Genomic DNA, 24,341 nt, shown 5'->3' on the forward strand with positions numbered 1-24,341 from the left:
CTTCACATCTTCACCATCTCGGTGCGATATTTCGGCAGCAGTGCTGCGATCAGCTTGCCTTTCTCGGCCATCTCTTCCGGGGTCGGCTTCGGCGGTGGCGACGTGCGGCCTTCGACGGGAAAGCCAACCGCCAGGAAGAATTCGTCCTGTCCCGCTGGCGTGCACATGCAGAGCATACGGGCCGTCTTGCCGGACACGTTCTTGAACGCGTGCGGCGCGTTGGCCGGAACGTTGACGGTCGACCCCGCACTTACGGTGTGGGACTTACCGCGAAAGGTGAATTCAAGTTCGCCTTCGAGCAGCGTGAACATTTCCTCGAAGTCGTGGCGGTGCGGCGGGGGCCCGCCGCCGGCGGGCACCAGCATGTCGACCAGGCAATAGCGTCCTGCGGTCTGCGCGCCCGACACCAGGACCGTGTAGGTGCCGCCGGCCACAGAGATATGCGGCACGTCAGCGCCGTCGGGATTGGCGACCGTCAGGGCGCGCGCGGGATCGTCGGCGGGGATCGAGGAAGCTGACGGCGAGTTTGCAGAAGGCGTGTTGGTCATGTCGGATCTTCTTGCTTATATTTGACTGCCAATAAGAAAGGCCGGCTTTTCAGCCGGCCTTTTCAATTCATCGCGTGCGGATCAAGCCTTGACCAGCGGGCTCTTGGTCGGCCCCTTCGAGCCGCCGGGGCCACCGGGCTTGGACTTGCCCGACGGGCGCTTGCGGGCACCCGGGAGCTTCTCCTGCTTCGGCGTGACCGGCCCCTCGACGAACTCGAAGCCGATCTTGTCCTTGGTCTCGTCGGCCTCGTCCTTGACCAGGACGACGCGGACATGGCCGCCACCCTTGAGTTTGCCGAACAGCACCTCGTCGGCCAACGGCTTCTTGATGTGCTCCTGGATCACGCGAGCCATCGGACGTGCGCCCATCTGCTCGTCGTAACCATGCTTCACCAGCCAGGTCTTGGCGGGGTCGGACAGTTCGATGGTGACATCGCGATCGCCGAGTTGCGCTTCGAGCTGAAGCACGAACTTCTCGACCACCGTACCGATCACCTCGACACTGAGATGGCCGAACGACACGACGGCATCGAGACGGTTGCGGAATTCCGGCGCGAACTGCCGGTTGATCGCCTCGTGGTCGTCGCCTTCCCGCTTCGAGCGCGTGAAGCCGAACGCCTGCTTGGCGAGATCAGACGCGCCCGCATTCGTGGTCATGATCAGGATCACGTTGCGGAAGTTGACCTGCTTGCCGTTGTGGTCGGTGAGCCGGCCGTGATCCATGATCTGGAGCAGCACGTTGTAGAGATCGGGATGCGCCTTCTCGATCTCGTCCAGCAGCACCACGCAATGCGGATGCTGGTCGACGCCGTCAGTGAGCAAGCCGCCCTGATCGAAGCCGACATAGCCGGGAGGCGCGCCGATCAGGCGCGACACCGTGTGCCGCTCCATGTACTCGGACATGTCGAAGCGCAACAGCTCGACGCCGAGCGACGCCGCGAGCTGTTTCGCGACCTCGGTCTTGCCGACGCCGGTCGGACCAGAGAACAGATAGCAGCCGATCGGCTTCTCCGGCTCGCGCAGGCCGGCACGCGCCAGCTTGATCGAAGCGGCGAGCGACTCGATCGCCTTGTCCTGACCGAACACGGTGCGCTTCAGGGTCTGCTCGAGATGCTTGAGCACCTCGGCATCGTCCTTCGACACGCTCTTCGGCGGGATCCGCGCCATCGAGGCAATCGTCGTCTCGATCTCCTTGATGCCGATGGTCTTCTTGCGCTTGTTCTCGGCGACCAGCATCTGCGCCGCGCCGGATTCGTCGATCACGTCGATCGCCTTATCCGGCAGCTTGCGGTCGTGGATGTAGCGCGAAGAGAGCTGCACCGCAGCCTCGATCGCCTCGTTGGTGTATTTCAGCCGGTGGTAGTCTTCGAAGTACGGCTTGAGGCCCTTGAGGATCGCGATCGCGTCCTCGACCGTCGGCTCGTTGACGTCGATCTTCTGGAAGCGCCGCACCAGCGCGCGGTCTTTCTCGAAGTGCTGGCGGTATTCCTTGTAGGTGGTCGAGCCCATGCAGCGGATGGTGCCGGAAGCGAGCGCGGGCTTGAGCAGGTTCGAGGCATCCATCGCCCCGCCCGACGTCGCGCCCGCACCGATCACGGTGTGGATCTCGTCGATGAACAGGATGGCATTGGGATGCGCCTCGAGCTCCTTCAGCACCTGCTTCAGGCGTTCCTCGAAGTCGCCGCGATAGCGCGTACCGGCGAGCAGCGTGCCCATGTCGAGCGAGAACACGGTCGCAGCCGCCAGCACCTCCGGCACCTCGCTGTCGACGATGCGCTTGGCCAGGCCCTCCGCGATCGCGGTCTTGCCGACGCCGGCCTCGCCCACGAACAGCGGATTGTTCTTCTGCCGGCGGCACAGCACCTGGATCGCGCGGTTGATCTCGGAATTGCGTCCGATCACCGGATCGATTTTGCCATCCCGCGCCTTCTTGTTGAGGTTGACGCAATAGGTCTCGAGCGCCTCGCCCTTCTTCTTGGCGTCCTCGCTGCCCTTGGTCTCCGCCTCCTCGTCGACGCCGCGCACCGGCCGCGCCTCGGAGACGCCCGGTCGCTTGGCGATGCCGTGGCTGATGTAGTTGACGGCGTCGTAGCGCGTCATGTCCTGCTCCTGCAGGAAATACGCGGCATGACTCTCGCGCTCGGCAAAGATCGCGATCAGCACGTTGGCGCCGGTCACCTCTTCGCGACCGGACGACTGCACGTGGATCACCGCGCGCTGGATCACGCGCTGGAAGCCTGCGGTCGGCTTGGCGTCGTCGGCGCCGTCCGTCACTAGGTTCTCGAATTCGGTCTCGAGATAATTGACGAGGCTCGTACGGAGCTTGTCGAGGTCGACGCTACAGGCGCGCATGACGGCGGCTGCATCGGAGTCGTCGATCAGCGAGAGCAAAAGATGCTCGAGCGTCGCGTATTGGTGATGACGCTCGTTTGCGATCGCCAGTGCACGATGCAGGGATTGTTCAAGGCTTTGGGAAAAAGTCGGCATTCGCGTCCTCTATGGCCCCCACCATCATGATCGCCATCGCCCGGTCAGGCAACAACAACCTTTGTCACATATAGTTATACAAGATCGCGGCGAAAGACCGGTTCCGCGACTCAGGCGGCTGCACAGCTGAGGTATTTTTCGATGCAAAACCCGTTCCGGTTTGGGCACGATCGGCACCGGTCCGAAATTCCGTAGTTTTGCCGTCTGCAACGAACATCGCGCGCAGACATCACGCGGCAATCACATTGCGGCATGCACAAGCCGGCTTCGAACGCGCCGTAACGTGTCGTGTCTTACTTCTTTTCCATCACGCATTGCAGCGGATGCTGGTGCTTGCGAGCGAAATCCATCACCTGCGTCACCTTGGTCTCGGCGATCTCGTAGGTGAACACGCCGCATTCCCCGATCCCGTGATGATGAACGTGCAGCATGATCTTGGTTGCAGCCTCGGCGTCCTTCTGGAAGAATTTCTCCAGCACATGAACGACGAATTCCATCGGCGTGTAATCGTCGTTCAGGATCAACACACGGTACAGGTTCGGCCGTTTGGTCTTCGGCTTGACCTTGGTGATGACGGACGTGTTTGGCGCGGAGGGACCGCCGGAACGGTTCTCGTCGTTGCTCATCAGGGCAGCGTGGGCGGCGGCGGCCGCGGACGGATCTGGTCTGGAAGACAGTTGCGGCATGGCTCAGGCGTTCAAATTCCCCACGGAAGCGTATGACGGTTTGCCGCGCAGCCCCGGCTTTTGGAGCTTCGCACAGGCGCACCGCCTTGTTGGATCGCCGCTTCCAGCCGGTCCGGTCCAAGCCGGATCGGCCTCACCGAATATGGGCCTGCCCCCGGCTCGCCGCAAGCGTGCGACAGCTCGGCCTATGCGGCCATGGCCGTCCCGATTCCCGGTCCGGGCGATCCTTGCCAAGGTTAATCAATCCGGACTGATTTGACAAAAGCTTCCGCCCCGCCCGTTTAGAAGATGTTGACCAGGAACCCGGCCGGCAACGTGGCTGCGGCGGTTTCGCGCGGGCTATCTCCGGTTTTCTACGGACCGATTTACCCTGCGTTCAACGGCGTGGCGCGAAAACGGGCAAAGTCACAGATTTCCGGGAATCGTCATGTCTCGCCTGCCATTCGTCAGCCGTATTGGTCGACACCTCGCCCGGTTTGCAGCGGCCGAACAAGGCAATATCGCCGTGATCTTCGCCATCGCGCTGCTCCCGGTTTTAGGCTTCGTGGGAGCTGCAATCGATTACAGCCGCGCGGCCCAGGCTCGTTCCGCAATGCAGGCGGCCCTCGATTCGACCTCGCTGATGGTCTCCAAGGATCTGTCGTCCGGCACCATCACGACGTCGCAGATCAGCATCAAGGCGCAGGCTTATTTCAACGCCCTGTTCACCGCCACCAACGCCCTGCCATCGGTCAGCATCGCGGCCACTTACACCGCAAGCACCAGCATGGGCTCCACCATCCAGGTCACCGGCACCGGCACCTACACGACTACCTTCATGAAGGTCGCGGGCTTCCCGACGCTCGACGTCGGCGCCAATTCCACCAGCGCATGGGGCCTGGTGCGCATGCGCGTGGCCTTGGTGCTCGACAACACGGGGTCGATGGCCGACGACGGCAAGATGGCGGCGATGCAGACCGCCGCGAAGAGCCTGGTCGACCAGCTCAGCCCGCTCTCCAAGACCGATGGCGACGTCTACATCTCGATTGTTCCGTTTGCCAAGGACGTCAACGTCGGCGCCAGCAACTACAGCAAGTACTGGGTCGATTTCAGCGATTGGGCCGCGGCCCGCGGCACCAGGTTCGCCAACCACAACGCATGGACGGGATGCGTGGTCGACCGCGACCAGGACTACGACACGAAGAACACGACGCCCACGAGCGGCAACGCGGGAACACAGTTCCCGGCCGAACAGTACTCCTACTGCGACCTCGGCAGTTCGTCCTATCTGCAGCCAATCATGCCGCTGAGCTACGACTGGAGCTTACTCAAGAGCCGGATCGACGCCATGAAGCCCACCGGCAACACCAACCAGGGCATTGGCCTCGCCTGGGGCTGGATGACGCTGTCGGCTGGCGATCCAATGAACGCGCCGGCCAAGGACCCCAACTACACCTACAAGGATGCGATCGTGCTGCTCTCCGACGGTCTCAATACGCAGAACCGCTGGTACAGCAACGCCTGGCAAATCGACGCGCGGCAGAAGAAGCTGTGCGACAACGCCAAGGCGGCGAACATCACGATCTATACGGTGCAGGTGAACACCGGCAGCGATCCGACGTCCAGCGTGCTGCAATATTGCGCGAGCGGCACCGACAAGTTCTATCTGGTGACGAAGGCAGATCAGACCGTCTCGGTGTTCAAGGACATCGGCACGTCGTTATCCAAGCTGCGCGTAGCGCGCTGAGATCGACACGCCACGACAAACAAAAAAGCCCGGCTGCTTCAGCCGGGCTTTTGATTCCAGGAGCTCAGGAAACGTTAGCTGGCGGCCGGAGTGAACTTCGACACGATGGTCTCGACCGGCTTGAAGGCCTGCTTGGCGAGGTCGCTGTAAAGGCCGGCGATCTTCTGCGATTCCGCGACGAAGGACTCGTAGGCGGAACGGGCGAATTCGGTCTGCGCTTCGACGGCCTTGTCCAGCGACTTCACGCCGGAAAGCTTCTCGACGAAGGACTTGGTGTCTTCGAACGACTTCTTGGTGTAGTCGCCATAGGCGCTGGCGATCGCCTGAAGGCCGTGCTGCATCGAGGTCGCGGAGGCGACGTACTGCTCGAAGTGCTCTTTCCCGTAGCCTTGAAAGTCTTCAACCTTGAACATTCGGAATCCTTTTCCCTAGCTCTCGTCGGGAAGCCCCGGCTCCCTGACCCTGCTTACAATTAGTGCAGCGCACAAAAAAGTCAAGAATTTTGTGCGACGCACAAAAATAAGGACAAGTTCGCACCAATTCCCGGGTTTTCCCGCAAGGGTTCCTTAAGCTTTTGGAAACCGCAGCGCCCTACTTTGATTCCCTGGACGTGTTCAGCTTCCACAAACGGCCAAAAGCCGTTGGAGAACATCACCTTAGCCAGAATAGCGGCTCAGGCCCAACGTCCCCCGCAGCGAACACCTGCGGAAGGACAGCCTGAGCAGGTAATGATCCCGGTCCCATGGGCACAATTTCGCCTCACGAGCCGGTGATCAAGTCAGAAACGGGGACGGGGTTTCATGCTTCGTAAAAACTTGTCTTCCTCGCGCTTGGCGCGGGTTGGCGTTTTTGGGCTTCTTGCGGTCACCAGTGCGGTCATCTTCACCACAGATGCTGCCGAGGCGCGGCGCCACCGTCGTCACTACGCGCACCACCGCGTGCAGCGCGATGTGTCCGAGAGTTCCAGCCCGAAATTCGCGTCGATCATCGTCGACGGCAATTCCGGGTCCGTGCTTCAGGCAACGAGTCCCGACGGGATCCGCCACCCGGCCTCGCTGACCAAGATCATGACGCTCTATCTGCTGTTCGAGCGCCTCGAGTCCGGGAAGTTGAAGCTCGACACCGAGATGCCGGTGTCGCAGCACGCCGCCGATCAGGATCCAACCAAGTTGAACCTGCGTGCCGGCCAGACCATTCGCGTCGAGGACGCAATCAAGGGTCTCGTCACCCGCTCCGCCAATGACGCAGCCGTTGTGATCGCTGAAGCGATTGGCGGCGACGAGGACGACTTCGCCCAGATGATGACGCGCAAGGCGCGTTCGCTCGGTATGTCCAGGACGGTTTACCGCAACGCCAACGGTCTTCCCAACGACGAGCAGGTCACGACCGCGCGCGACCAGGCCACGCTCGGCCGCGCCATCCAGGAGCGCTTCCCGCGCTATTATCGCTATTTCGCGACATCGACGTTCAACTGGCGCGGACAGTCGATCCGGAACCACAATCATCTGCTCGGGAATGTCGAGGGCGTGGACGGCATCAAGACCGGCTACACCCGCGCCTCCGGCTTCAATCTCGTGACCTCGATGCGCCGCGGCAACCGCCACCTGATCGGCGTGGTGCTGGGCGGCCGGAGCGGCGGCTCGCGCGACGCCATCATGCGCAACCTGCTCGCGGAGAACCTCGACAAGGCCGCGACCACCCACACCGTCGCGGCGGTCACCGAGCGCAACGGCTCCGACGCCGCTGCCGAAGTCGCTGATGCGTCGGATACCCCGGCACGCTCCGCTCCGCAGGTTCAGGCTGCCCCTGCTCCCGAAGCAGCCCCGTCGCGTCTCGCCGCGCGCCTGTCGACGCTTGCGGCTGCGACTGCCGCGGTGCCGCCGTCTCAGCCCAGATCTGAAGCCAACAAGCCTGAAGTTCGGTCGACTGAACCCAAGATCGAGCCTGCGCCGCTCACCAATGGCGTGATCTCGAGCCAGCCCCTCTCGATCATCCCCGGCTCGTCCGAGCCGATGAAGCCGGTCCGGGTCAAGACCGTGCAGGTCAAGGCCGGCACCGTGAGGGTCGCCTCCGCCGCCCCGGCTCAGATCGCACCGCAGGTCACGAGCACGATCGCGTCCCGCTCCGACGTCGCCGAAACCTCCGGCGCCGTCGTGGCCCGGGCAGACCTCATCAACAAGCCCGAGGTTGCCAGCCAACCGGAGGCGCCGAAGGCCGAGATCGCCCGTACCGAGCTGCCGCGTCAGCCGGCGGGCTTCGGCACCGGCAATGGCATCCTCGGCGTATTGCCGGCCGCCACCGCCGCCGCACCCGCCCCGGCTGCTACGAAGCTTGCGTCAGCCGACCCGGCGCTGCAGCCGGTCCAGATGAGCGCCACCACGAAGCCGATCGTCACCCACAGCGGCTGGATCGTCCAGGTCGGCGCGCTCGAGAGCGAGAACGAAGCCCAGCAGCGCATCGACGCGGCGCGCAGCTCGGCTCGCGGTCTGCTCAGCAAGGCCGACCCGTTCACCGAGCCGGTCGTCGCGAAAGACAATCGCAAGCTCTACCGCGCCCGCTTCGCCGGGCTCGACCGCGACCAGGCGGAAGCCGTCTGCCGCACCCTGAAGCGTGCCGATATCTCCTGCATGACCGTCCGCAACTGATCTTTTCGCACCGTTCCAAGCAAAATGCCCGCGCCTTGCGCGGGCATTTTCATTTTCGAGATGCGGTGTCCGACGAGGCTGTTCCACGACAACCTCTCGTCAAGGATTTACGGTTAGAACTTTACGCAAGGGATCGACCACGCCGACAATGGCGGGCATCGGGGCGACGGCAAACAGAGCAAGCAGGGCTCACACGGAACGAGCGTTTGTAGCGTGGTGCCGGAGTTAGCCGTTATGCGTGCGAAGCAGAGTATCCTTGGCCTCGTTTACCCGGGCAGCGAGATACGTCGAGCCCCCCTGGTCGGGATGCAGTTTCTTCATCAGGGACTTGTGAGCCCGGCTGATGTCGTCACGCCCCGCCCCCGGCTGCAGGCCAAGGATCTGATAGGCCTCCTCCGTCGTCATTTTGCCGGTCGCCATCGTGCGGCGCTGCCCCCCTGCCGCGTCGCCCTGCGCGTTCTGACGCCAAGCGGGAAACCGGCGGTCCAGATAGCTTTCAAGTAGGGCCACGCTCTCGGCGTCGAACGCCGGGACCATTGCCAGCAGGGCCGCGAGATCGAACTCATCGAGATCGCGCCCGGCGTGAGGCCCGGCGACGATCCGGCCTCCGAGCTGGCCGGAATCGTGATCGAGCCGCATATCCAGGAATTGCGAGCGCACGCGCGACGCCTGACCGGCCGGGCGCGTCGCGCCGGCGCCGAACAGCCCGCCGATATTGCCGAAGCCGGCGTTTGCCATCGGTGTCCAGCCCAGGAGCCCGGCGCCGAATATCCCGAGCGGGATCGCCACCACCAGTTCGCCCTTCAATCCCGTGAACGCTGCGACAGCCAGCGCGACCACGCCGCCACCGAACCTGATCGCGCGCGCAAGCACGGCCGGATTGGCCGAACGGAACATCTGGAGCAGCAGATAAAGGGTGATAACAGCGATAGCACCAGCAATCAGGGTCATGGCCGGAATATAGTCGGCCTATCGCCAAAAAGCATCGAGTCCTTGTCCCCCCGCAGACCGCTGCAGCGCTACTTCATCTGGCCGATCAGCCTGGCCGCCCCACTGGCGGTCTTCGCCAATTGCAACAGCGCCTCGCGTCCGCCGGCCGCGTAGGCGGCGGCTGCGCGCAACAGCTCGCGCAACTGTGCCGCCGCGCCCGGATCGAACCGGCACCAGGCGCCGCCGGTCAGGCGCGCGATCTCGCGAAAGGCCTGCTCGGCCACCGCGTCATGGCCTTCCTGAAATACGAACACAGGCACCTTGAGCATGCCGAGCTCGCCGGCCTTGGCGCAGAGCTCGTCGACGTTCTCCTCCATGGCGTCGCCGACGAAGACGACGGCGCGCACGCCGGATGCGACCGCCTCGCGCCGCGCCTCGCTCAGCACCTTGCCGATCTGGGTGTCGCCGCCACGGCAATCGATCTTGCCCATCAGCGTCGCCAGCCTGGCGCTGTCGGAGATCCATCCCGTGACGCGGCACTCGTTGAAGCCGCGATAGTAGACGAGCCGGATGTCGAGACTGCCGAGCGCGGCGGTCTCACGGAACATGTCAGCCTGAAGCGCACAGGCCATGTCCCAGGTCGGCTGCCGGCTCATCGTCGCATCCAGCGCGAAGATCAGCCGCCCTTTCGCACCGGGCGCATGCGGTGACAGCGCGCGTGCGTTGGCGACGAAGGCGGCGATGTCCTCCGAGGTCGAGGTCCCCGCCTGCGGCACAGCGCTGCCTGGTTGCCTCGAGACGGCATCGCGGCCGCGCGGTTTGATGGGTTCGCCCGACATTCCTTGACCTTGGCGTGAACGGCTAATGTGGTCAGCGCATGCCGCCCGGTCAATGTGCAAAGCCCCCGCAGGCGGAAGCCGGCGGAGGCTTTGATAATCGGTATCGACGACGAGGACGGCGTCAGCTCTTGGCAGGCGCCATCAAAGCGACCGGCCCGGGCTCGAGAATCTTGGGCGGGGACGATTGGGTGTCGACCGGCGCCACTTCGCTGTCGGTCGCGCTCAGGAACTTGTCGAGCATGCCCTGGATCGAATTCTTGGCCGCGTCCGGACCGGTGTCGCGCATATCGTTGTGCTGGAATTCGGTCTTCACGACCTGGATACCGGCCTTCTCGCATTCCTCGTCGGTCGGGATCACGCCCGCATCGGCCTTGAACTGCGGATCGGTGGAGCGGAACGACAGGATCTTGAACTTGCCGGCAGTGACGAAGGGCACGCGAAGATTGTCGAGCGTGACGACCTTCTTGACCTCATCCGGATACTGCTTGGCGAAATACATCGTGATGTCGCCGCCCATGGAGTGGCCGACCATCGTCACCTTGTCGTAGTCGGCGTTGGGCTGAACCTTCCTCATCTCCTGCATGGCGAGATGGATATTGGCGACGCCGCGCAGGATCTGCGGCAGCCGGCCGACATAGATCTCGCCGGGCTTAGTCACCATCGGAGGATCGGTCGGCAAATCATGCTGCGGGCTGACGACGAGGTAGCCGCGCGCAGCGAAAATGTTGGCGAGGAAGCCGTACTCGGTGTTCTTGACGGTGTTGCCGTGGTTGATCACGGCGACCGGCATCGTGATCATGCCGGCATTGGCCTGCATTTCCTTGTCACGACGGATCGCGATATCGACGGGCACCGCACGGTTGTCGCGCGAGGCATCGTAGAAGGTGATGGTCTCGTGCCTGATTGCCCACTTGCTCGCCGTGAAATAGGCGACGCCGCAGAGGGCACTGACCGAAACCAGAACGGCAATTCCACGCTTCATTTTCGTCCTCAGCCTCAGGCTCTTGCGGCCTGAATCCCTGTTGAAAATCGTGTTCTTCCGGAGCTCTTCGGCCCCTGGTCGCCTATTCCCTAATATATGTCACAGCCGCGTGACAGGAAGGCTAAATATTGTGAACTGGCAGCCCTTTCATTGTGCGGCGCACACGTTTGTTGGGCACCTCGCTCTCATACGGCTACGTCAGGGTGCACGTCACCTTCCGACGCAACCTGTCTCGATCGGGTTCAATTTTGCAGTAAACGCGGGGTGAAAACGGTTGAGCGCGGGCCGGGTTCCCACGGGAGACCGGCCGCTTTGATCGACCGGAAGTAACGATATACCGCCACCTCAGGCGCCGAGGATGTCGTGGACCTCGAGCGGCTTGTCGACCTGGTTGAACCACTCGGCGCGGTTGGCCGCGCGGCGGCGTCCGCGCTCATCGAGCGGAAGCTTGAGCTGGCGGAGCAGGCTCGTCACCTCCTCCCGCGCAGTGAGATGGCCGAGATTGGGCCGCATGCCGAGGGTGGCCTCGTCGATCTCGTCCAGCGCGGTCAGGCCGCGCGGGAAGAACTCGCGATAGACGACGCGTTCGGCGAAGCCGTCGACGTAGCGGAAGCCCAGCCGCATCGACAAATCCTTCAACCCCTCGGCAACCAGCTGCTTGTTGCGGGAGCCGAGCATCGACAGGCGGTTGCGCACGACGATCCAGTCGGTGGTCGCGCCGTCGAGTTGGCGGCGCTTGCGCCTGACATCCCGCACCATCTCGGCGTAGTGGCTCTCGCCTGTTACCGCGTAATTGGCGGGGTCGACGGTGCCAAGCACATCGAAATCGAGAAAGCTGTCGTTGATCGGGGTCACCAGCGTGTCGGCCATCGAGTGCGCAAGCCGCATCAGGTAGCTGTCGGTGCCGGGCGTATCGATGACGATGAAGTCGAAGCTGCTCTCGACCGCCGAGACCGCCTCCATGAACTGAAGGAACTCCGAATTCTCGTTCTCGGCGACCTGCATGGTCTCGCCGAGCTTGATGCAGCGATGCAGCGGCAGTTCGAGGTCGAGCTTGGTGCGGCGCGCCCAGGCGGAACGGTTGTTGATGTAGTGAGTAAAGCTCTGCTGACGGCAGTCGAGGTCGATGGTGGCGACGCGCTGGCCGGCTTTCAGAAGCGCGACTGCGATGTGCAGGGCGGTCGTCGACTTGCCGGAGCCGCCCTTCTCGTTGCCGAGCACGACCACATGCGCCGAGCCGGACTGGCCTTGGCTAGCTTGCACAAGCATCGCGATCCTCAACACCCCTAACGAATATCTTCGAGTTGGCCGCGTCTGCGGTCAAGTGAAATGCGTGACAGGCAATACAAATCGCGGCGCGCCGACCTTCATCATGAATCGCCGCGCCGCTTCGCGTCTGTGATCCAACCCACAATGTCGCGACCTCTTACGCGGCTTTGCGCGGGATGCTGTGCCGCATCCGGATGCGTGGCGTCCATGGTCGCCGCTTGTTAAGGTTAGCCTGCCGGCGCCGGGACGCGCCCGCCGATTCCCCAACTCCGTCGAGTTCTGATGTCACGCAGCCCCTTGATCGCCCGCACGGTCCCCACCTTGCGACGCGCCGTCGACAATCTTCGCAAGCGAAAGGCCACGATCGCGCTGGTCCCGACCATGGGAGCGCTCCATGACGGCCATGTGTCGCTGGTGCGCCTGGCTAGGCGGCGCGCGAGCCGCGTCGTGGTGTCGATCTTCGTCAACCCGACCCAGTTCGCTCCGACCGAGGATTTTGGCGCCTATCCGCGAACCTGGAAGGCCGATCTCGCCAAGCTCGCCGCCGAGGACGTCGATATCGTCTGGCATCCCGGCGCCGAGGCCATGTATCCGGAGGGCTTTGCCACCCGCATCGTACCGGAGGGACCAGCGCTGGCCGGCCTCGAGGACCGCTTCCGCCCGCATTTCTTCGGCGGCGTCGCCACCGTCGTCGGCAAGCTGTTCACGCAGTGCCGGCCGGATGTCGCGATCTTCGGCGAGAAGGATTTTCAGCAGTTGCGGGTGGTGGCGCAGATGGCCCGCGACCTCGACCTCGGCGTCAAGGTGATCGGTTCCCGCACCGTGCGCGAGCGCGACGGGCTCGCGATGTCCTCGCGCAACGTCTACCTGTCACCACAGGAGCGGCAGACCGCGACCACACTGTACCGCGCCATGAAGGAGAGCGCCGGGCGCATCCGCGCCGGCGAAGCGGTCGCAGCCGCAATGGCACGCGGTGCCACGATGATCACGGCGGCCGGCTTTGAGCTCGACTATTTCGAGGTGCGCCATGCAGCGACCCTGGCGCCTGTCATCTCGCGCAAGGACGGCCCCTTGCGCATCCTGGTCGCGGCCAAGCTCGGCACGACCCGGCTGATCGACAATATGGCGGTGTAACCGCCAAGGTTGATCTTGCACCTTTGCTCGCCCGGAGGGATGATCGGCACGAGGAAGCGAGCCGACTGGCGGGGCATGTCATCCATCAGCGCGAGGATCGTGAGCTGCGTGCTGGCGCTCGTTGCAGCAGGCGCCGTACAGGCCCAGCAGCGTCCGCCGATCGGCGCCTTCGGCTCGCCGCCCGACGCCATGATCTTCTACGTCGCCCATGGCCCGGCCGATGCCTGCGGGCCCGGGTGTTCCGACTGGATTGCCGCGGAAGGGGCTGTGCAGTGGGATAGCTACAAGCGGCTGATCGCGATCCTCGACCGTCAGGCCGGGCGCAAGCTGCCTGTCGTGATCCATAGCTGGGGCGTATCCAATCTCAAGGTCGCAAGCAGCCTCGGCCGCATCCTGCGCGACCGCGGCCTCGACGCCACCGCCGGGACGACCGAGGTCACAGCCTGCGCCGGGAAGCCGGACGCCGAATGCTTTACGCTGAAGCGTCCGGGCGGACCGCTCGATGCAAGATTGTCGGCGTCGAATCTGATTTGCGATTTTGCCTGCGTGCTCGCGCTGGCGGGCGGCGTGCATCGCAGCCTGCCGCCGGGCACGAAGGTTGTGCTGGGCAGCCGCTCCGTCCGTAACCGGCTCGCGCCCAACATCCCGGCTGAGCAGCGCGAGAGCCTCACGGAGTATTTTGGCGAGCAACACCGGAAATATCTGAACGAGATGGGCATTGCGCCCGATCTCGTCGACATCGTGGATGGCATCGGCGAAGGCGGGCGCCCCGTCGTCATACCGCCGTCCGACTGGGCGCGGCTGCACATCGTGACGCCGTCGCAGTGACGCCTTGGGAGTATCGGACTACAACAACCCGAGATCGCGCAGCTCGCGCCGCATCGGCTCCGGCATCGCCGCGATCGAGCCGGCCGCGGACTTGCCGAGATCGGGCGGCACCGAATCGTCGGCGAGATAGCGCCAGCCCTGGAACGGGCGCATCGGCCGCGGCGACACCGCGATCACCTTCGGCTGCATCACGATCCGGCAGCGCCCGATGCCGTCCTTGTCGCGGAACGGCTCGATGCCGATGATCTTTTCGCGCGCGGCAACCTCGCCCTTGATCACCCAATAGAGCGACCCGCCCGACAGGATCTCGGCGTCGCGCTTGGGCACCATGCGGGTGATGTGGATGTGATGTTGCGGCAGACCCTTCTTCTTGGCGGTCTGCATCCGTTCGGCGGTCCACTCCTTCAATTCCTTGATGGATTCGCAGCCGACAGCGAGCTTGATCAGATGTAGTGGCATGCCCAAGCATTAGCCGGGCAGCCACGCATTTGGAATGCCGATCTACTCGTTATCCGCAGCCGGGGGAGCTGCCGCCGGCGGCGTGAGCGGAACCGGTGCTGCCGCCGGCGCCCGCGCAGCCTTCGGCGCAGGCGGCTTCTTCGCGGCGGGAGCTGCGGCCTGTGCCGAGGCCGCCGCCGGGGCGCGCGGAGCCGGCGCGGCCGCTGCGTTCGCGGTGGGGGACGCCTGGCGCGTCGGCGGCTCCGGGTTCATGATGCTGACCGGCGGCGTCGACGAGGCACTCGGGAACTCCGCATTGGTCGGCTTGCCCGTCGGCATTGACGGCGGCAGTCCCGCAAGCGCGGCAGTGGCCGGCAACGATTGCGCTGCTGCAGGCGCATTCCAGGTCGGCGCGTAGCGCGCGACCAGCGTGTCGAAGAGACGGGAATCCATGTTGGCGGCGACCTGCTGCTGATCGGTCAGCGAGCGGAAGGCCGCGCAGTCGAACTGCGTGCAGCCGTCGCGCGCGACCAGCACCTGCGCGACCAGGCCGTAGCGATCACGCTCCAGCGATTTGCGCAGCAGCTTGATGTCGGGCGTCAGGCTCCTCTCCGCGGTCGCGGCATCGCCGAGCGCCGTCAGCCGGTCGATCCTGGCCGCGGTCGTGGAGACGGCCGCAGCCGCCGCGTCAGGCGCGCCGAACAGCGCCTTCTCGCAGCCAATGGCCACGGCTTCGCCGGCGAGATCGTCGAGACAGGACAGCGCCGGCAGGCTCGCAGTCATCGCGGCCTGCGCGCGCGCCTCGGTCGGCGTGGTCTGCCCCGCCGGTCCATCGACGCGCACCACGGCAGCCAAGGCGATGGCAATGGCGAGTAGTGCAACAACGGTCAGCGCACCGTTGGCGACCGATCGCTCGGCGCGCAGCAGCGTGACCAGGAGGATCAGTCCGAAGAAGCCGGCAGCCGCCAGCATCATCCACATTGGAAAGGCCGGCGAGCGCCAGATTTGGTCGAGCGACGAGGCCCATGCCCAGTTCATGCGCGACGTCCCCTCACGCGAGCAGAGAGCGAATGGTCAAAGCGAGCACCGAGAGTCGGCTGCTGCCCCCGGCCCACCTTTTGAAGGTGAAGCGGGCCTTTTGACGGCGGCAGAATACAATTCCCCGGGACGCGCCAATGCGCGGATAGCGGCGGCCTTCAGGACAGCGCGAGCTGGCTTTCCTTGGCGACGCGTTCGAAGGCTTCGGTCGAGCTCTTGATCCGGTACTGACAGTCGTCACCATCGGTCGGCAGGAGGCGGATGACCTCATACGAGCCGCTGGCAGCGGGGCGTGCGACATTGCTGGCGGTGAACAATACGCGCGCGCCAATAGGGAATTTGTGCTTCAACACCCTCTCCATCACTCAAACAACGCCTGCCACGCCCATGGTCCCACTGCGTCGGCCGGCCGGAAACCCGGCCGTGGTATAGCATGCGGCGGGCGTTTTTGGCCAGCAGTATGCAACATGGCAAACGTGCGAATTTTGCAGTTATTTCAGAGTGATGCCGCCAGCCGATGATACCGCTGGAACCGGTTCTTCAGGCGCTATGGGGCAAACGGCCGTCGGGGCTGGCGTGATCCACCGCCTTGGGCAGTTCCTGGGCCAGAATCTGACCTAGCTGGTCGACCGGGATGTTGTACCGCGCAGCCAATTGGCGGACGATATCGCTGCCGAGAACGCCGCGGAGCTGGTCGGCCGCGATCGGCAGGTTCTGGCCGTTGCCGAGCCAGGATTTGACCTGGTCACCGAACCCCGCCTGCTGGAGCTTTGCGACGATCGCGCCGAGACCGCCTTGATTGTTGCTGCCGAGCACCTCGCTCAGCACGTCGGGCAACACGGCCGCGCCGAGCTGGCCGAGCGCGCTACGCAGCGCCGGATTATTCTCCAGCGAGTCCAGGATTCCCATGATGTCCCCTCTCCTTGCCCGTAGCTCCGCCGCGACTGAGCGCCGCCACGCACTGCGCCGTCAAGCCGCGCTCAATCACATTCGCGACTACACGTTCTCGAACTTTTCGATGATGAGAGTTTCGGCGAGCGCGTCCCGGGTCCATTCCTGGAACGCCGGCAGCGCCAGCATCGTGTCCATGTAGGCCCGGGTCTCCGGCGTGACCTCGATTGCGTAGGTGCGGAAGCGGTGCACGACCGGGGCATACATCGCATCTGCCGCGCCGAAGCGCCCGAACAGGAACGGTCCATTGGCGCCATACCGGGTCCGGCATTCGCGCCAGATCTCCTGCACGCGCGCGATATTGGCCTCGGCGTCCGCCGACAGCGTCACGGGGTGCACCGGGCGGTGCAGGTTCATGCCGCATTCGTTGCGAAGGGCCATGAATCCGGAATGCATCTCGGCGCACACCGAACGGGCATGGGCGCGGGCGGCGGCGGCGTCCGGCCACAGCTTCACTTCCGGGTAGCGCTCGGCAAGGTATTCGATGATGCTGAGCGAATCCCACACCGTGATGTCGCCGTCGACCAGCACCGGCACCTTGCCGGCGCGGCTGAACGAGATGATCTGCTCCTTGTCCGCGGGATTGTCGGTGTAGAGCGGGATGAGGGTCTCAACGAACGGGATGTCGTTGGCGCGGAGCGCGAGCCAGGGCCGCATCGACCATGACGAGTAATTCTTGTTGCCGATTGCGAGTTTCAGCGCAGCCATGTCATCAGTCCTTCTCGATACGCCCTTTAGCGAGCCGCTTTTAACGCCATCGCCTGCCGCCAATCAATCGTTGCTGCACCTCGCCATGCGTGGCAAGCGTTGCGATCCTCGCCAGGAGACAGACATGAGCAGGCATTGGGTCGACATCACCGCCGTCGGCTTCCTCATCATCGAGTGGCTGGTCTACGCGCTGACGCTGGAGCATTCGGCCTATGGCCGCGACAGCCTGTCGGCGCGCATGAACCGCTACCGCGAAGTGTGGGTGCGCCGGCTGCTCGACCGCGACGCGCGCATGGTCGACATGCAGATCATGGCCTCGCTGCAGAACGGCACCGCCTTCTTCGCCTCCACCAGCCTGATCGCGCTCGGCGGCGCGTTGGCGCTGCTGCACGCGACCAACGACGCGATCACGATCTTGAGCAAGCTGCCGATCGATCTCAGCACCTCGCCGGCGATGTGGGAGCTGAAATGCGTCGGCCTTGTCCTGATCTGCGTCTACGCCTTCTTCAAATTCGCCTGGTCGTACCGCCTGTTCAACTATGTCGCGATCCTGTTCGGCGGCATGCCGGCGGCCTCGCAGCGTGACACGCCGGAGGCCGAAGCCCATGTGATCCGCACCTCGCGCCTGTTCGAATCCGCCGGCCGCCACTTCAACCGCGGCCAGCGCGCCTTCTTCTTCGCACTCGGCTATCTCGGCTGGTTCGTCAGCCCCTGGCTGTTGTTCGTGACCACGGCCGCCGTGGTGATCGTGACCTGGCGGCGGCAATTCGCCTCGAGCGCGTGGGAGGCCATGGCGCCGGAGGTGGTGGATGGCGAGGAGACGAGGCGCGGTCGTTGACGCGCTTGTGTCCCGGACGCGCTGCAGCGCTCTTGCGCTGCGTCCGGGGTACGAGGGCGGAGTGTGGCGGACAAGTCGCTGCGCTCGCATTGACGCAGTATGAGGCGGCAGCGCCACTTTTCCAGCTCGCATTTTGAATTGCAGACATAGCTTCGCACTCTCGCGGCGCATTTCGCCCGTATCTTTGCCTGGTCACCTCCCCCTCTTATCCAAGGGCACAGGGAAGCCTGCGATCATAATCCTAAGCCGGCGTCTCGGCCTGTGCAGCGATTGCCTCATGGGAACTCCTGAAGTCGCTTTGATCTGTCTCAATTCTCTGACTTGAGCGGGCATCAGCTTGAGGGAGTCGCGTCCATCGCTTCGCCGCGCCGGCCGGGCGGTTGGGCGCTTCCAGGGAGCTCGATATGATCAAGTCGCTCGGAATTGCCACGTCCGCCCTCTTCTTCGCAGTATCGGCTCAGGCGATGACACCTGCCCGATTTCACAGCCCGAAAGCCTGATTACGGAAGTCGCTGCTGCCTGCGGCGTCGGTAGGACACGTATCAACGGCGTGTGCGTGGCACGGACCACCGTCCGGCATACCCGTCGGGCGGTTCGCAGATGTGTGAGAGGGACGACGTGCTGATTGGTTGTCCTCAAGGACAATACGCAGATTGGTGCGTCGCGATTAGAGTTCTGGAGTACCGACCCCAACGGTACATCGACGCCCCCACCGGCCTCAGTCTTTCCAGACTGAGGCCGTCTTGCGCCTGAAAGGTTGGACGGACCTGGTCACCTTGTGGGATTTATCGACGCGGGGAACAACTCCAACTGCAACGCTGATGCCGGCACGCCAACAATCAGCCTTCGAGAGCCGGTCATCGTCAACTGACGAAGCCGACGCTGCAGGTGAATAGCGCAAACACAAAAAGCAAATGTTTACGCAATTTACCACTCGACCATCAACGCGATGGTCGTCATTTTCTGGTCTGATAATTGCCTTGCGCAACCTTGTTTGGTCGGATGCTCGGAGTGGTCCTGTCGTAGTGGAGGTGGCGGCATGTCCGAAATGGTCGAAGTGCTCGCCGGAACGAGTTTATTTCTACTCGCCTTCTCGCTGCTGATATTCGACATCCCCCGCTACACCTTATCGTTGGTGTCTCTTGCTCTGTTCAGCTCGAAGCGGCGAAGCGCCAGTGGGACGGTTTGCCAAGCGAGGGTAAGCGTGATTATCCCGACGTTCAACGGCGGCTCCGGGCTTGCTCCTTCGATCAGCTCGCTGCGCCGGCAAACCCTCCGACCTGTCGAAATCATCGTCGTCGACGACGGCTCCACCGACGAAACACGTGCGGTCGCGGAGCGGGCGAGAGCGCAGGGGCAGGTTGACATGGTCATCTGCCATGGGACGCGCTGCGGCCGCAGCGCCGCCATCAACGCTGCAGCACGGTTTGCCCGCGGCGATCTTCTCTTGACCGTAGATGCCGACACTGTCTTCGAACCGAACGCGGTTGAGCGCCTCGCGGCTGCGTTCAGCGATCCGCTCGTCGCCGGCGCAAGTTGCAGCATCGCGATCAGCAACGAGCGCGACTCGATATGGACAGGACTTCAAAGCGTCGAATACCTGATGTCGATCACCGCGGGGCGGTCGATCCTAGACGTGGTGGATGCGATCGCGTGTCTGTCCGGCGCCTGTTCCATGTATCGCCGGGATATTTTCGCGCAGCAGGGCGGGCTCGACGTCGGCCCGGGAGAGGATATGGAATACACCTTGCGGCTCCGCAGGCTCGGCTATGTCATTCGCTTCGTGTCCGACGCCTGGGCGGAAACAGCCGCCCCCGCAAGCGGCATAAGTCTGCTGCGCCAGCGCGCGCGCTGGGATCGCGATGCTCTGCGCATCCGTTTCATGATGTATGGCGAGCTGAGTTTTCGCCACCCGCTAGAGCGTTTACCGGACACAATCCAACGGCTGGACTTCATCGTCTTCGATCTCGTTCCGACTCTCAGCCTGCCATTCTACTTGGCCTACATTGTGCTGTTGTTCGGCTCGGATGCCGTGTTGTTTCTTTCGGCGATATACGTGCTGCTGCTCTGGATCTCGGTCTTCAATATGGCACTTGTGTTCGCCCTATTCCATCGATCCGTCGGAACCTTCGGCTGGAAGATGGCGCTGATCTTTCCGCTTTACCAAGGCGTCTATCTGAAGTGCGCGCGGTTCTTTTCCTACTCTTCGGAAATCATCTTTGCCTCGTCGCGGAACGATGATTTCGTGCCGCCGCGCGTTCGCCGTGCACTATTCGGCGATCGGACGAAGGAAGTGGCCAAATGACCATCACGCTAACACGACTCGATCCCCATATCCCCGACCCCATCGAGAGCCGTCGGCGCGCGGCGGGACGGGCTGTCCGCGCCGCCTATGCGACAATCGTATTCGGCATACTCGCATTCTTTGTCGTCTATTTCGGGAGGCCAATTCTCTATCTCGGCGGGCCGGGCAGCGTGTCCTCACCAAGATATTTGATTTCACTGCCTTACATCGTGCAGATCAACAGCATCACCGTGCTGAGAGGTGCATCGGTCAAGGCCGGCGAAGAAATCGGAAGGGTTCGGTCTCCGCAGCACGATGAAATTGTCGCCACCTATATGCGCTCGCTCGCGGACATCGCCGGCCGCAGAGCGGAACTGCGTGTCAAGGCCCGGGTTGCGCGCGAATCTCTCGACGCGGCGCGCTCACATCTGCGGCTTGCTGAGGAAGCCGTCGAACTTATCGCAAACTCATCAGCCGCGAGCCTGAATTACCGCATAGACATGTCCCGGGAGCGCGCCTTGGCGAACAAAGCCGTGGTCTCGCAGGAGGCGGAAGCCGCCGAAGCCAGCACTCAATTGGCCGCTCTCGACGAATTCAGCCGGCAACTCGGTGATCGCCTCGAAAAGGTTGAAAGCAGCTTTGCAGATGGGAGAGTCTTCGCGCCCATAGCTGGCATAGTCGCGAACAATCCTGCGCGCGCCGGCCAATCGCTGGTGGCGGGCACTCCGATTGCAGAAATTCTCGACCCCACTGATGTCTTCGTCGACTGGTACGTTCCTAACGAACGCCTGTCCGATCCAAAAGTCGGCAACGAAGTGTTTGTCCTGTTCGGCAACCGGCGAATTCTGGGCGAGATCATTGAAATCCTGCCGGTGTCAGATGTGTACCCGGGACCGGGCTCGTCAGTGGCGCGCGAGCGTACCGCCTCGCAAATCGCGCGAATTAGGTTCAGCCCAGGCGCGCATCTACCGGCGCTGAACTCGGCCGTCGACGTCCACATGCACTATACGCAACTCAGCGCGCGGATCGCTTCCGTGCTGGTGGGACTATTCGGGCTCGACGAGCTGTGAGAGGGAGCGAGGTGCAGCATGCAGATCGAAGGGACTCAAACGAATTGCCCGGCTTGCGGCTCATCCGCTCTGATCTCGTTTCCGGTATTCCACCACATGATCTGCGCCTACGTTGGTCCGGAGTATGACTTCGCACCAAGCATCGCGGGATATACGTGCCCGAAGTGCTGCCGCGACATTGTGTCGGCTGACCCAGCATGCGAGATCCTGGGCACTAGCGCGCGGTGCACAAGGTGTTGGGTTGAGATGGTGGTGTCCCCAGCGTGTGCTCCGGCTGGCTTGTAAGGACTAGCGGCGATCTCGGGCTTGTCCGTCGCCAGACGCAAAGTTCGACGTACGGTCATTCTATGCGCTGAGCAGCAAGTCCGGATGGAGCGCAGCGGCGTAATCCGGGAAGGTGCCGAATGCCGGGCGAGCGGCCCCGGATTACGCTTCGCTTCCGCCTTCGCTCTTAGAGCTACGGCGGACAAGCCATCCGGGCTACATGACGATCTGCTATCCGCCGAAATCCCGTGGGCTGAACGGCAGGTCCATCACCTTCCATTCCCCGTATTTGTCGGCCGGCAGCATCTTGTAGGGCTGGCAGGCCTGAAGCGCGCTCATGGCGGACTTCACAAGCGCCACGCCCTTCGCGGACGGCGGGGCTTCGATCAGGATCGGCTCGCGCGCCAGCGTGCCGTCGGTGGCGAGCACCGTGCGCAGCTTGATGTTGACGTTGTCGGTCGGCGCGACCCCCGCCGGCAGCTTGGCGCAGCTTCGCAAGTGACGGCGCAGCTCGGCGATGATTTCGGCCGGCAGCTTGGCCGCGATTGAATCCTTGGCATCGCCGCCATCGTCCTTGGGGGCGTCCTTCGGCAGTTCCGTCGGCAATTCCGGCGGCAGGCCCAGCATGACACCGTACTTGACGGTGACGTCGGGCTCCGGCGCCTGATAGGACGGGGGCGGCGCGGCCTCTGGCTGCGGCATCGCTTGCGGCAGGAGTTGCGGCGCCGGGGGCTGCGGCGTCGGGGGCTGCGGCATGGCCTGAGGCGGCGGCGACTGCGATGGCTGAGGCTGTGGCTGTTGAGGCTGCGGTTGCGTCTGCGTGTTTGCCTCGCGCTGCTGCTGAGGCGTCTGTGAAGGCTGTGGCTGCGGCTGTTTTTGCTGCGGCTGTTCGGGCGAGGCCTGCTGCTTCGAGGACGGTGCTGCGGTCTGCTGCTTCGCCTCGGGCTTCGGCGCGGCGGCCGCCTTGTCCTTGTCGGTGAAATCCAGCTTCGGCAGTTTCAGGTCAGGGGTCGGCTCCGGCGGCTTCGCCTTGAGTTTTTCCTCGGCCTTCTCCTCGGCCTTGGCCTCCTCCTGCTTCACCTGCTCCGGCGTCACGATGCTGACGGAAACCGATTCGGGCGGGCTGGCGTGAAACGGATGGACTTCGCTGATCACGATGATCAGCGCGACCAGCGTCAGATGGGCGATTGCCGACGCTGCAATGTCCGTCCGTATGATCTTCCGCAGTTCCATCGCCTGACTTCAGGTTGCCAAGCTGGTCCTAGCATACGGCAGCCCCCTCTCAATCCCATTTTGGCGCGAAGCCGAAATCGGTCAGGCGGCCCCTGGGACTGGCCAGCGCGGCGATTTGGGCCATCTCGTCGTCCGAAAGCTCGAAATCGAAGATCTCGATGTTTTCCGACAGGCGTTCGACGCGCGAGGTGCGCGGGATCGCAGCGACATTCTGTTGCAGCAGCCAGCGCAGGCAGATCTGCGCCGGCGTCTTGTGATGCAGACGTCCGATCTCGGCGAGCGTCTGGTCGCTCTTGATCCGCCCCCTGGCGATCGGGCTGTAGGCGACCAGAGCGAGCCCGTGCTGATCGCAGGCCGCCCTCACCTTCGTCTGGTCGAGATAAGGGTGGTATTCGACCTGGTTGCAGGCCAGCGGCTCCGGCGACAACGCCACCGCCTGTTCGATCAGCGCCACGGTGAAATTGGAGACGCCGATGTGGCGGGTCAGGCCCATGCGCTTGGCATGCGACAGCGCGCCCAACGTCTCCTCCAGCGGCACGTGCGAATTGGGCCAGTGCAGCAGCAAGAGATCGACGCAGGGAAGCCGCATGCGCACCAGACTCTCCTTGACCGAGCGTTCGAGATCGTGGGGCGCGAAATGATTGGTCCAGACCTTCGTCGTCAGGAAGATGTCGTCGCGGCGCACGCCGGAGGCGCGCAGGCCGTCGCCGACCTCGCGCTCATTGTCGTAGACCTGTGCGGTATCGATGTGGCGATAGCCGAGCCGCAGTGCCTGCTCGACCACACGCGCGCACATGCGCCCGCTCAGCTCCCAGGTTCCCAACCCGATCGCCGGTATCCTTGCGCCATTGGTCTCGACGAACAGCATGAGGAATCCTCTCTGTCGCGGTCGCCCCAAATCATCATCCAGGCGTCATTATGAACCCGGCTGGCGACACTGCCAACGGGCGACGTCGGCGGCCGAGCCGGATCTTCGGCGCAATGCTAACGGGAGGTTCGCGCCAAGCCCTGACTCAAGCCATGACGTCAGGCTTTGAGCTCAGGCTTTGGCGAGCGCCTGGAACACGGTGTCGGGCGCATGCGCGATCACGGCGAGCAGCGCGCGGGCGGGTCCCCGCGGGGCCCGCTTGCCCTGCTCCCAGTTGCGAATGGTCTCGACGGGAACGCCGAGCTTGGCCGCGAACTCCATCTGCGTCAGGCAGGCGCGGCGGCGTAAATCGCGCACGGCGAGCGAGCTGGCTTCGGCCGGCGCTGCGTTGGGTACCGGCTGGATTGGAAATGGCTGGACCGGAAACTCCTGCCCATCCCGCAACTCGACGATCCGTCCGTCCGCCTTCAGCCGCACACGCATGCTCATTCCCCCAAGCAAGGCGATGATGCGGCAGGCCGCTTAAGTTCGAATTAAAGATGAAGGCCAGTAGCCCGGATGGAGCGCAGCGCAAT

At 63.7% G+C, this 24,341-nt stretch carries 23 protein-coding genes; 7 read left to right on the top strand and 16 right to left on the bottom strand.

The genetic code is table 11. The features are described 5' to 3' along the window. Positions 1–2: 2 nt before the first annotated feature. From IVB47_RS16665 to clpS, 3 genes are all read right to left on the bottom strand, one after another. Entirely contained in the window at positions 3–548 is a 546-nt protein-coding gene (locus IVB47_RS16665; RefSeq protein ID WP_247462687.1) for a cupin domain-containing protein, read from the bottom strand. An 81-nt stretch (positions 549–629) separates the two neighbouring features. Beyond that, positions 630–3,035, bottom strand: a complete 2,406-nt coding sequence (gene clpA, locus IVB47_RS16670) for an ATP-dependent Clp protease ATP-binding subunit ClpA (protein ID WP_247462688.1) — start codon at positions 3,033–3,035, stop codon at positions 630–632. A 293-nt stretch (positions 3,036–3,328) separates the two neighbouring features. Continuing rightward, positions 3,329–3,661 carry an ATP-dependent Clp protease adapter ClpS gene (gene clpS / locus IVB47_RS16675; RefSeq protein ID WP_018455182.1) on the bottom strand — a complete coding sequence of 111 codons (333 nt, stop codon included), beginning with the start codon at positions 3,659–3,661 and terminating at the stop codon, positions 3,329–3,331. Positions 3,662–4,148: 487 nt separating this feature from the next. On the opposite strand from clpS, the gene IVB47_RS16680 reads away from it, so the two are divergent. Further along, on the top strand, positions 4,149–5,447 hold the full coding sequence (locus IVB47_RS16680) for a pilus assembly protein (protein ID WP_247462689.1): 1,299 nt from the start codon (positions 4,149–4,151) through the stop codon (positions 5,445–5,447). A gap of 74 nt (positions 5,448–5,521) precedes the next feature. Here IVB47_RS16680 and IVB47_RS16685 read toward each other — a convergent pair whose 3' ends face one another. Next, complete coding sequence (locus IVB47_RS16685; RefSeq protein WP_007603238.1) at positions 5,522–5,860, bottom strand: phasin family protein; 339 nt, start codon at positions 5,858–5,860, stop codon at positions 5,522–5,524. A 387-nt stretch (positions 5,861–6,247) separates the two neighbouring features. Between IVB47_RS16685 and IVB47_RS16690 the strand changes: the two genes are divergently transcribed. After that, positions 6,248–8,092 carry a D-alanyl-D-alanine carboxypeptidase gene (locus IVB47_RS16690; protein ID WP_247462691.1) on the top strand — a complete coding sequence of 615 codons (1,845 nt, stop codon included), beginning with the start codon at positions 6,248–6,250 and terminating at the stop codon, positions 8,090–8,092. A 225-nt stretch (positions 8,093–8,317) separates the two neighbouring features. On the opposite strand, the gene IVB47_RS16695 is transcribed toward IVB47_RS16690, so the two are convergent. The 4 genes from IVB47_RS16695 to IVB47_RS16710 all read right to left on the bottom strand — a co-directional run bounded on the left by IVB47_RS16695 (position 8,318) and on the right by IVB47_RS16710 (position 12,112). Beyond that, positions 8,318–9,043, bottom strand: coding sequence for a DnaJ domain-containing protein (locus IVB47_RS16695; protein ID WP_247462693.1), 726 nt, complete (start codon positions 9,041–9,043; stop codon positions 8,318–8,320). 68 nt (positions 9,044–9,111) lie between these two features. Further along, positions 9,112–9,861, bottom strand: a complete 750-nt coding sequence (locus IVB47_RS16700) for a VWA domain-containing protein (protein WP_247462695.1) — start codon at positions 9,859–9,861, stop codon at positions 9,112–9,114. A gap of 121 nt (positions 9,862–9,982) precedes the next feature. After that, positions 9,983–10,843: an alpha/beta fold hydrolase gene (locus IVB47_RS16705; protein ID WP_247462698.1), complete on the bottom strand. Its 861-nt coding sequence runs from the start codon at positions 10,841–10,843 to the stop codon at positions 9,983–9,985. A 345-nt stretch (positions 10,844–11,188) separates the two neighbouring features. Further along, complete coding sequence (locus tag IVB47_RS16710; RefSeq protein WP_027567358.1) at positions 11,189–12,112, bottom strand: division plane positioning ATPase MipZ; 924 nt, start codon at positions 12,110–12,112, stop codon at positions 11,189–11,191. A 282-nt stretch (positions 12,113–12,394) separates the two neighbouring features. Between IVB47_RS16710 and panC the strand changes: the two genes are divergently transcribed. Beyond that, on the top strand, positions 12,395–13,246 hold the full coding sequence (panC, locus tag IVB47_RS16715) for a pantoate--beta-alanine ligase (protein ID WP_247462700.1): 852 nt from the start codon (positions 12,395–12,397) through the stop codon (positions 13,244–13,246). A gap of 75 nt (positions 13,247–13,321) precedes the next feature. Next, the gene (locus tag IVB47_RS16720; protein WP_247361698.1) at positions 13,322–14,074 is read left to right on the top strand and encodes a hypothetical protein; all 753 of its coding nucleotides are present in this window, start codon (positions 13,322–13,324) and stop codon (positions 14,072–14,074) included. 18 nt (positions 14,075–14,092) lie between these two features. Here the strand turns inward: IVB47_RS16720 and IVB47_RS16725 are convergent, their stop codons facing one another. The 5 genes from IVB47_RS16725 to IVB47_RS16745 all read right to left on the bottom strand — a co-directional run bounded on the left by IVB47_RS16725 (position 14,093) and on the right by IVB47_RS16745 (position 17,209). After that, positions 14,093–14,533, bottom strand: coding sequence for a DUF1489 domain-containing protein (locus tag IVB47_RS16725; RefSeq protein WP_247286885.1), 441 nt, complete (start codon positions 14,531–14,533; stop codon positions 14,093–14,095). Between the two features lie 42 nt (positions 14,534–14,575). Continuing rightward, positions 14,576–15,550 carry a hypothetical protein gene (locus tag IVB47_RS16730; protein ID WP_247462703.1) on the bottom strand — a complete coding sequence of 325 codons (975 nt, stop codon included), beginning with the start codon at positions 15,548–15,550 and terminating at the stop codon, positions 14,576–14,578. Positions 15,551–15,708: 158 nt separating this feature from the next. After that, positions 15,709–15,912 carry a hypothetical protein gene (locus IVB47_RS16735; RefSeq protein ID WP_007611353.1) on the bottom strand — a complete coding sequence of 68 codons (204 nt, stop codon included), beginning with the start codon at positions 15,910–15,912 and terminating at the stop codon, positions 15,709–15,711. Positions 15,913–16,090: 178 nt separating this feature from the next. After that, a complete protein-coding gene (locus tag IVB47_RS16740) occupies positions 16,091–16,459 on the bottom strand; it encodes a YidB family protein (RefSeq protein WP_247462705.1) in 369 nt (122 codons plus the stop codon). 87 nt (positions 16,460–16,546) lie between these two features. Beyond that, positions 16,547–17,209 carry a glutathione S-transferase family protein gene (locus IVB47_RS16745; RefSeq protein ID WP_247397020.1) on the bottom strand — a complete coding sequence of 221 codons (663 nt, stop codon included), beginning with the start codon at positions 17,207–17,209 and terminating at the stop codon, positions 16,547–16,549. A gap of 124 nt (positions 17,210–17,333) precedes the next feature. Here IVB47_RS16745 and IVB47_RS16750 point away from each other — a divergent pair, with 124 nt between their 5' ends. The 3 genes from IVB47_RS16750 (at position 17,334) to IVB47_RS16760 (ending at position 21,401) form a co-directional block, all read left to right on the top strand. After that, positions 17,334–18,047 carry a DUF599 domain-containing protein gene (locus tag IVB47_RS16750; protein ID WP_247462707.1) on the top strand — a complete coding sequence of 238 codons (714 nt, stop codon included), beginning with the start codon at positions 17,334–17,336 and terminating at the stop codon, positions 18,045–18,047. Between the two features lie 1,039 nt (positions 18,048–19,086). Beyond that, positions 19,087–20,352, top strand: a complete 1,266-nt coding sequence (locus tag IVB47_RS16755) for a glycosyltransferase (protein ID WP_247286890.1) — start codon at positions 19,087–19,089, stop codon at positions 20,350–20,352. Further along, positions 20,349–21,401 (top strand): HlyD family efflux transporter periplasmic adaptor subunit, encoded by a 1,053-nt coding sequence (locus tag IVB47_RS16760; RefSeq protein WP_027567366.1) that lies wholly within the window; start codon positions 20,349–20,351, stop codon positions 21,399–21,401. Before IVB47_RS16755 ends, IVB47_RS16760 begins: the two co-directional genes overlap by 4 nt. 495 nt (positions 21,402–21,896) lie before the next feature. Here the strand turns inward: IVB47_RS16760 and IVB47_RS16765 are convergent, their stop codons facing one another. From IVB47_RS16765 to IVB47_RS16775, 3 genes are all read right to left on the bottom strand, one after another. Further along, positions 21,897–22,898 carry a hypothetical protein gene (locus IVB47_RS16765; protein ID WP_247462709.1) on the bottom strand — a complete coding sequence of 334 codons (1,002 nt, stop codon included), beginning with the start codon at positions 22,896–22,898 and terminating at the stop codon, positions 21,897–21,899. A gap of 49 nt (positions 22,899–22,947) precedes the next feature. Beyond that, a complete protein-coding gene (locus IVB47_RS16770; RefSeq protein WP_247462711.1) occupies positions 22,948–23,766 on the bottom strand; it encodes an aldo/keto reductase in 819 nt (272 codons plus the stop codon). A 171-nt stretch (positions 23,767–23,937) separates the two neighbouring features. Further along, positions 23,938–24,255: a helix-turn-helix domain-containing protein gene (locus IVB47_RS16775; RefSeq protein ID WP_027567369.1), complete on the bottom strand. Its 318-nt coding sequence runs from the start codon at positions 24,253–24,255 to the stop codon at positions 23,938–23,940. Positions 24,256–24,341 lie beyond the last annotated feature (86 nt).

It is taken from the genome of Bradyrhizobium sp. 62, from assembly GCF_023073035.1.
Classification (GTDB): domain Bacteria; phylum Pseudomonadota; class Alphaproteobacteria; order Rhizobiales; family Xanthobacteraceae; genus Bradyrhizobium.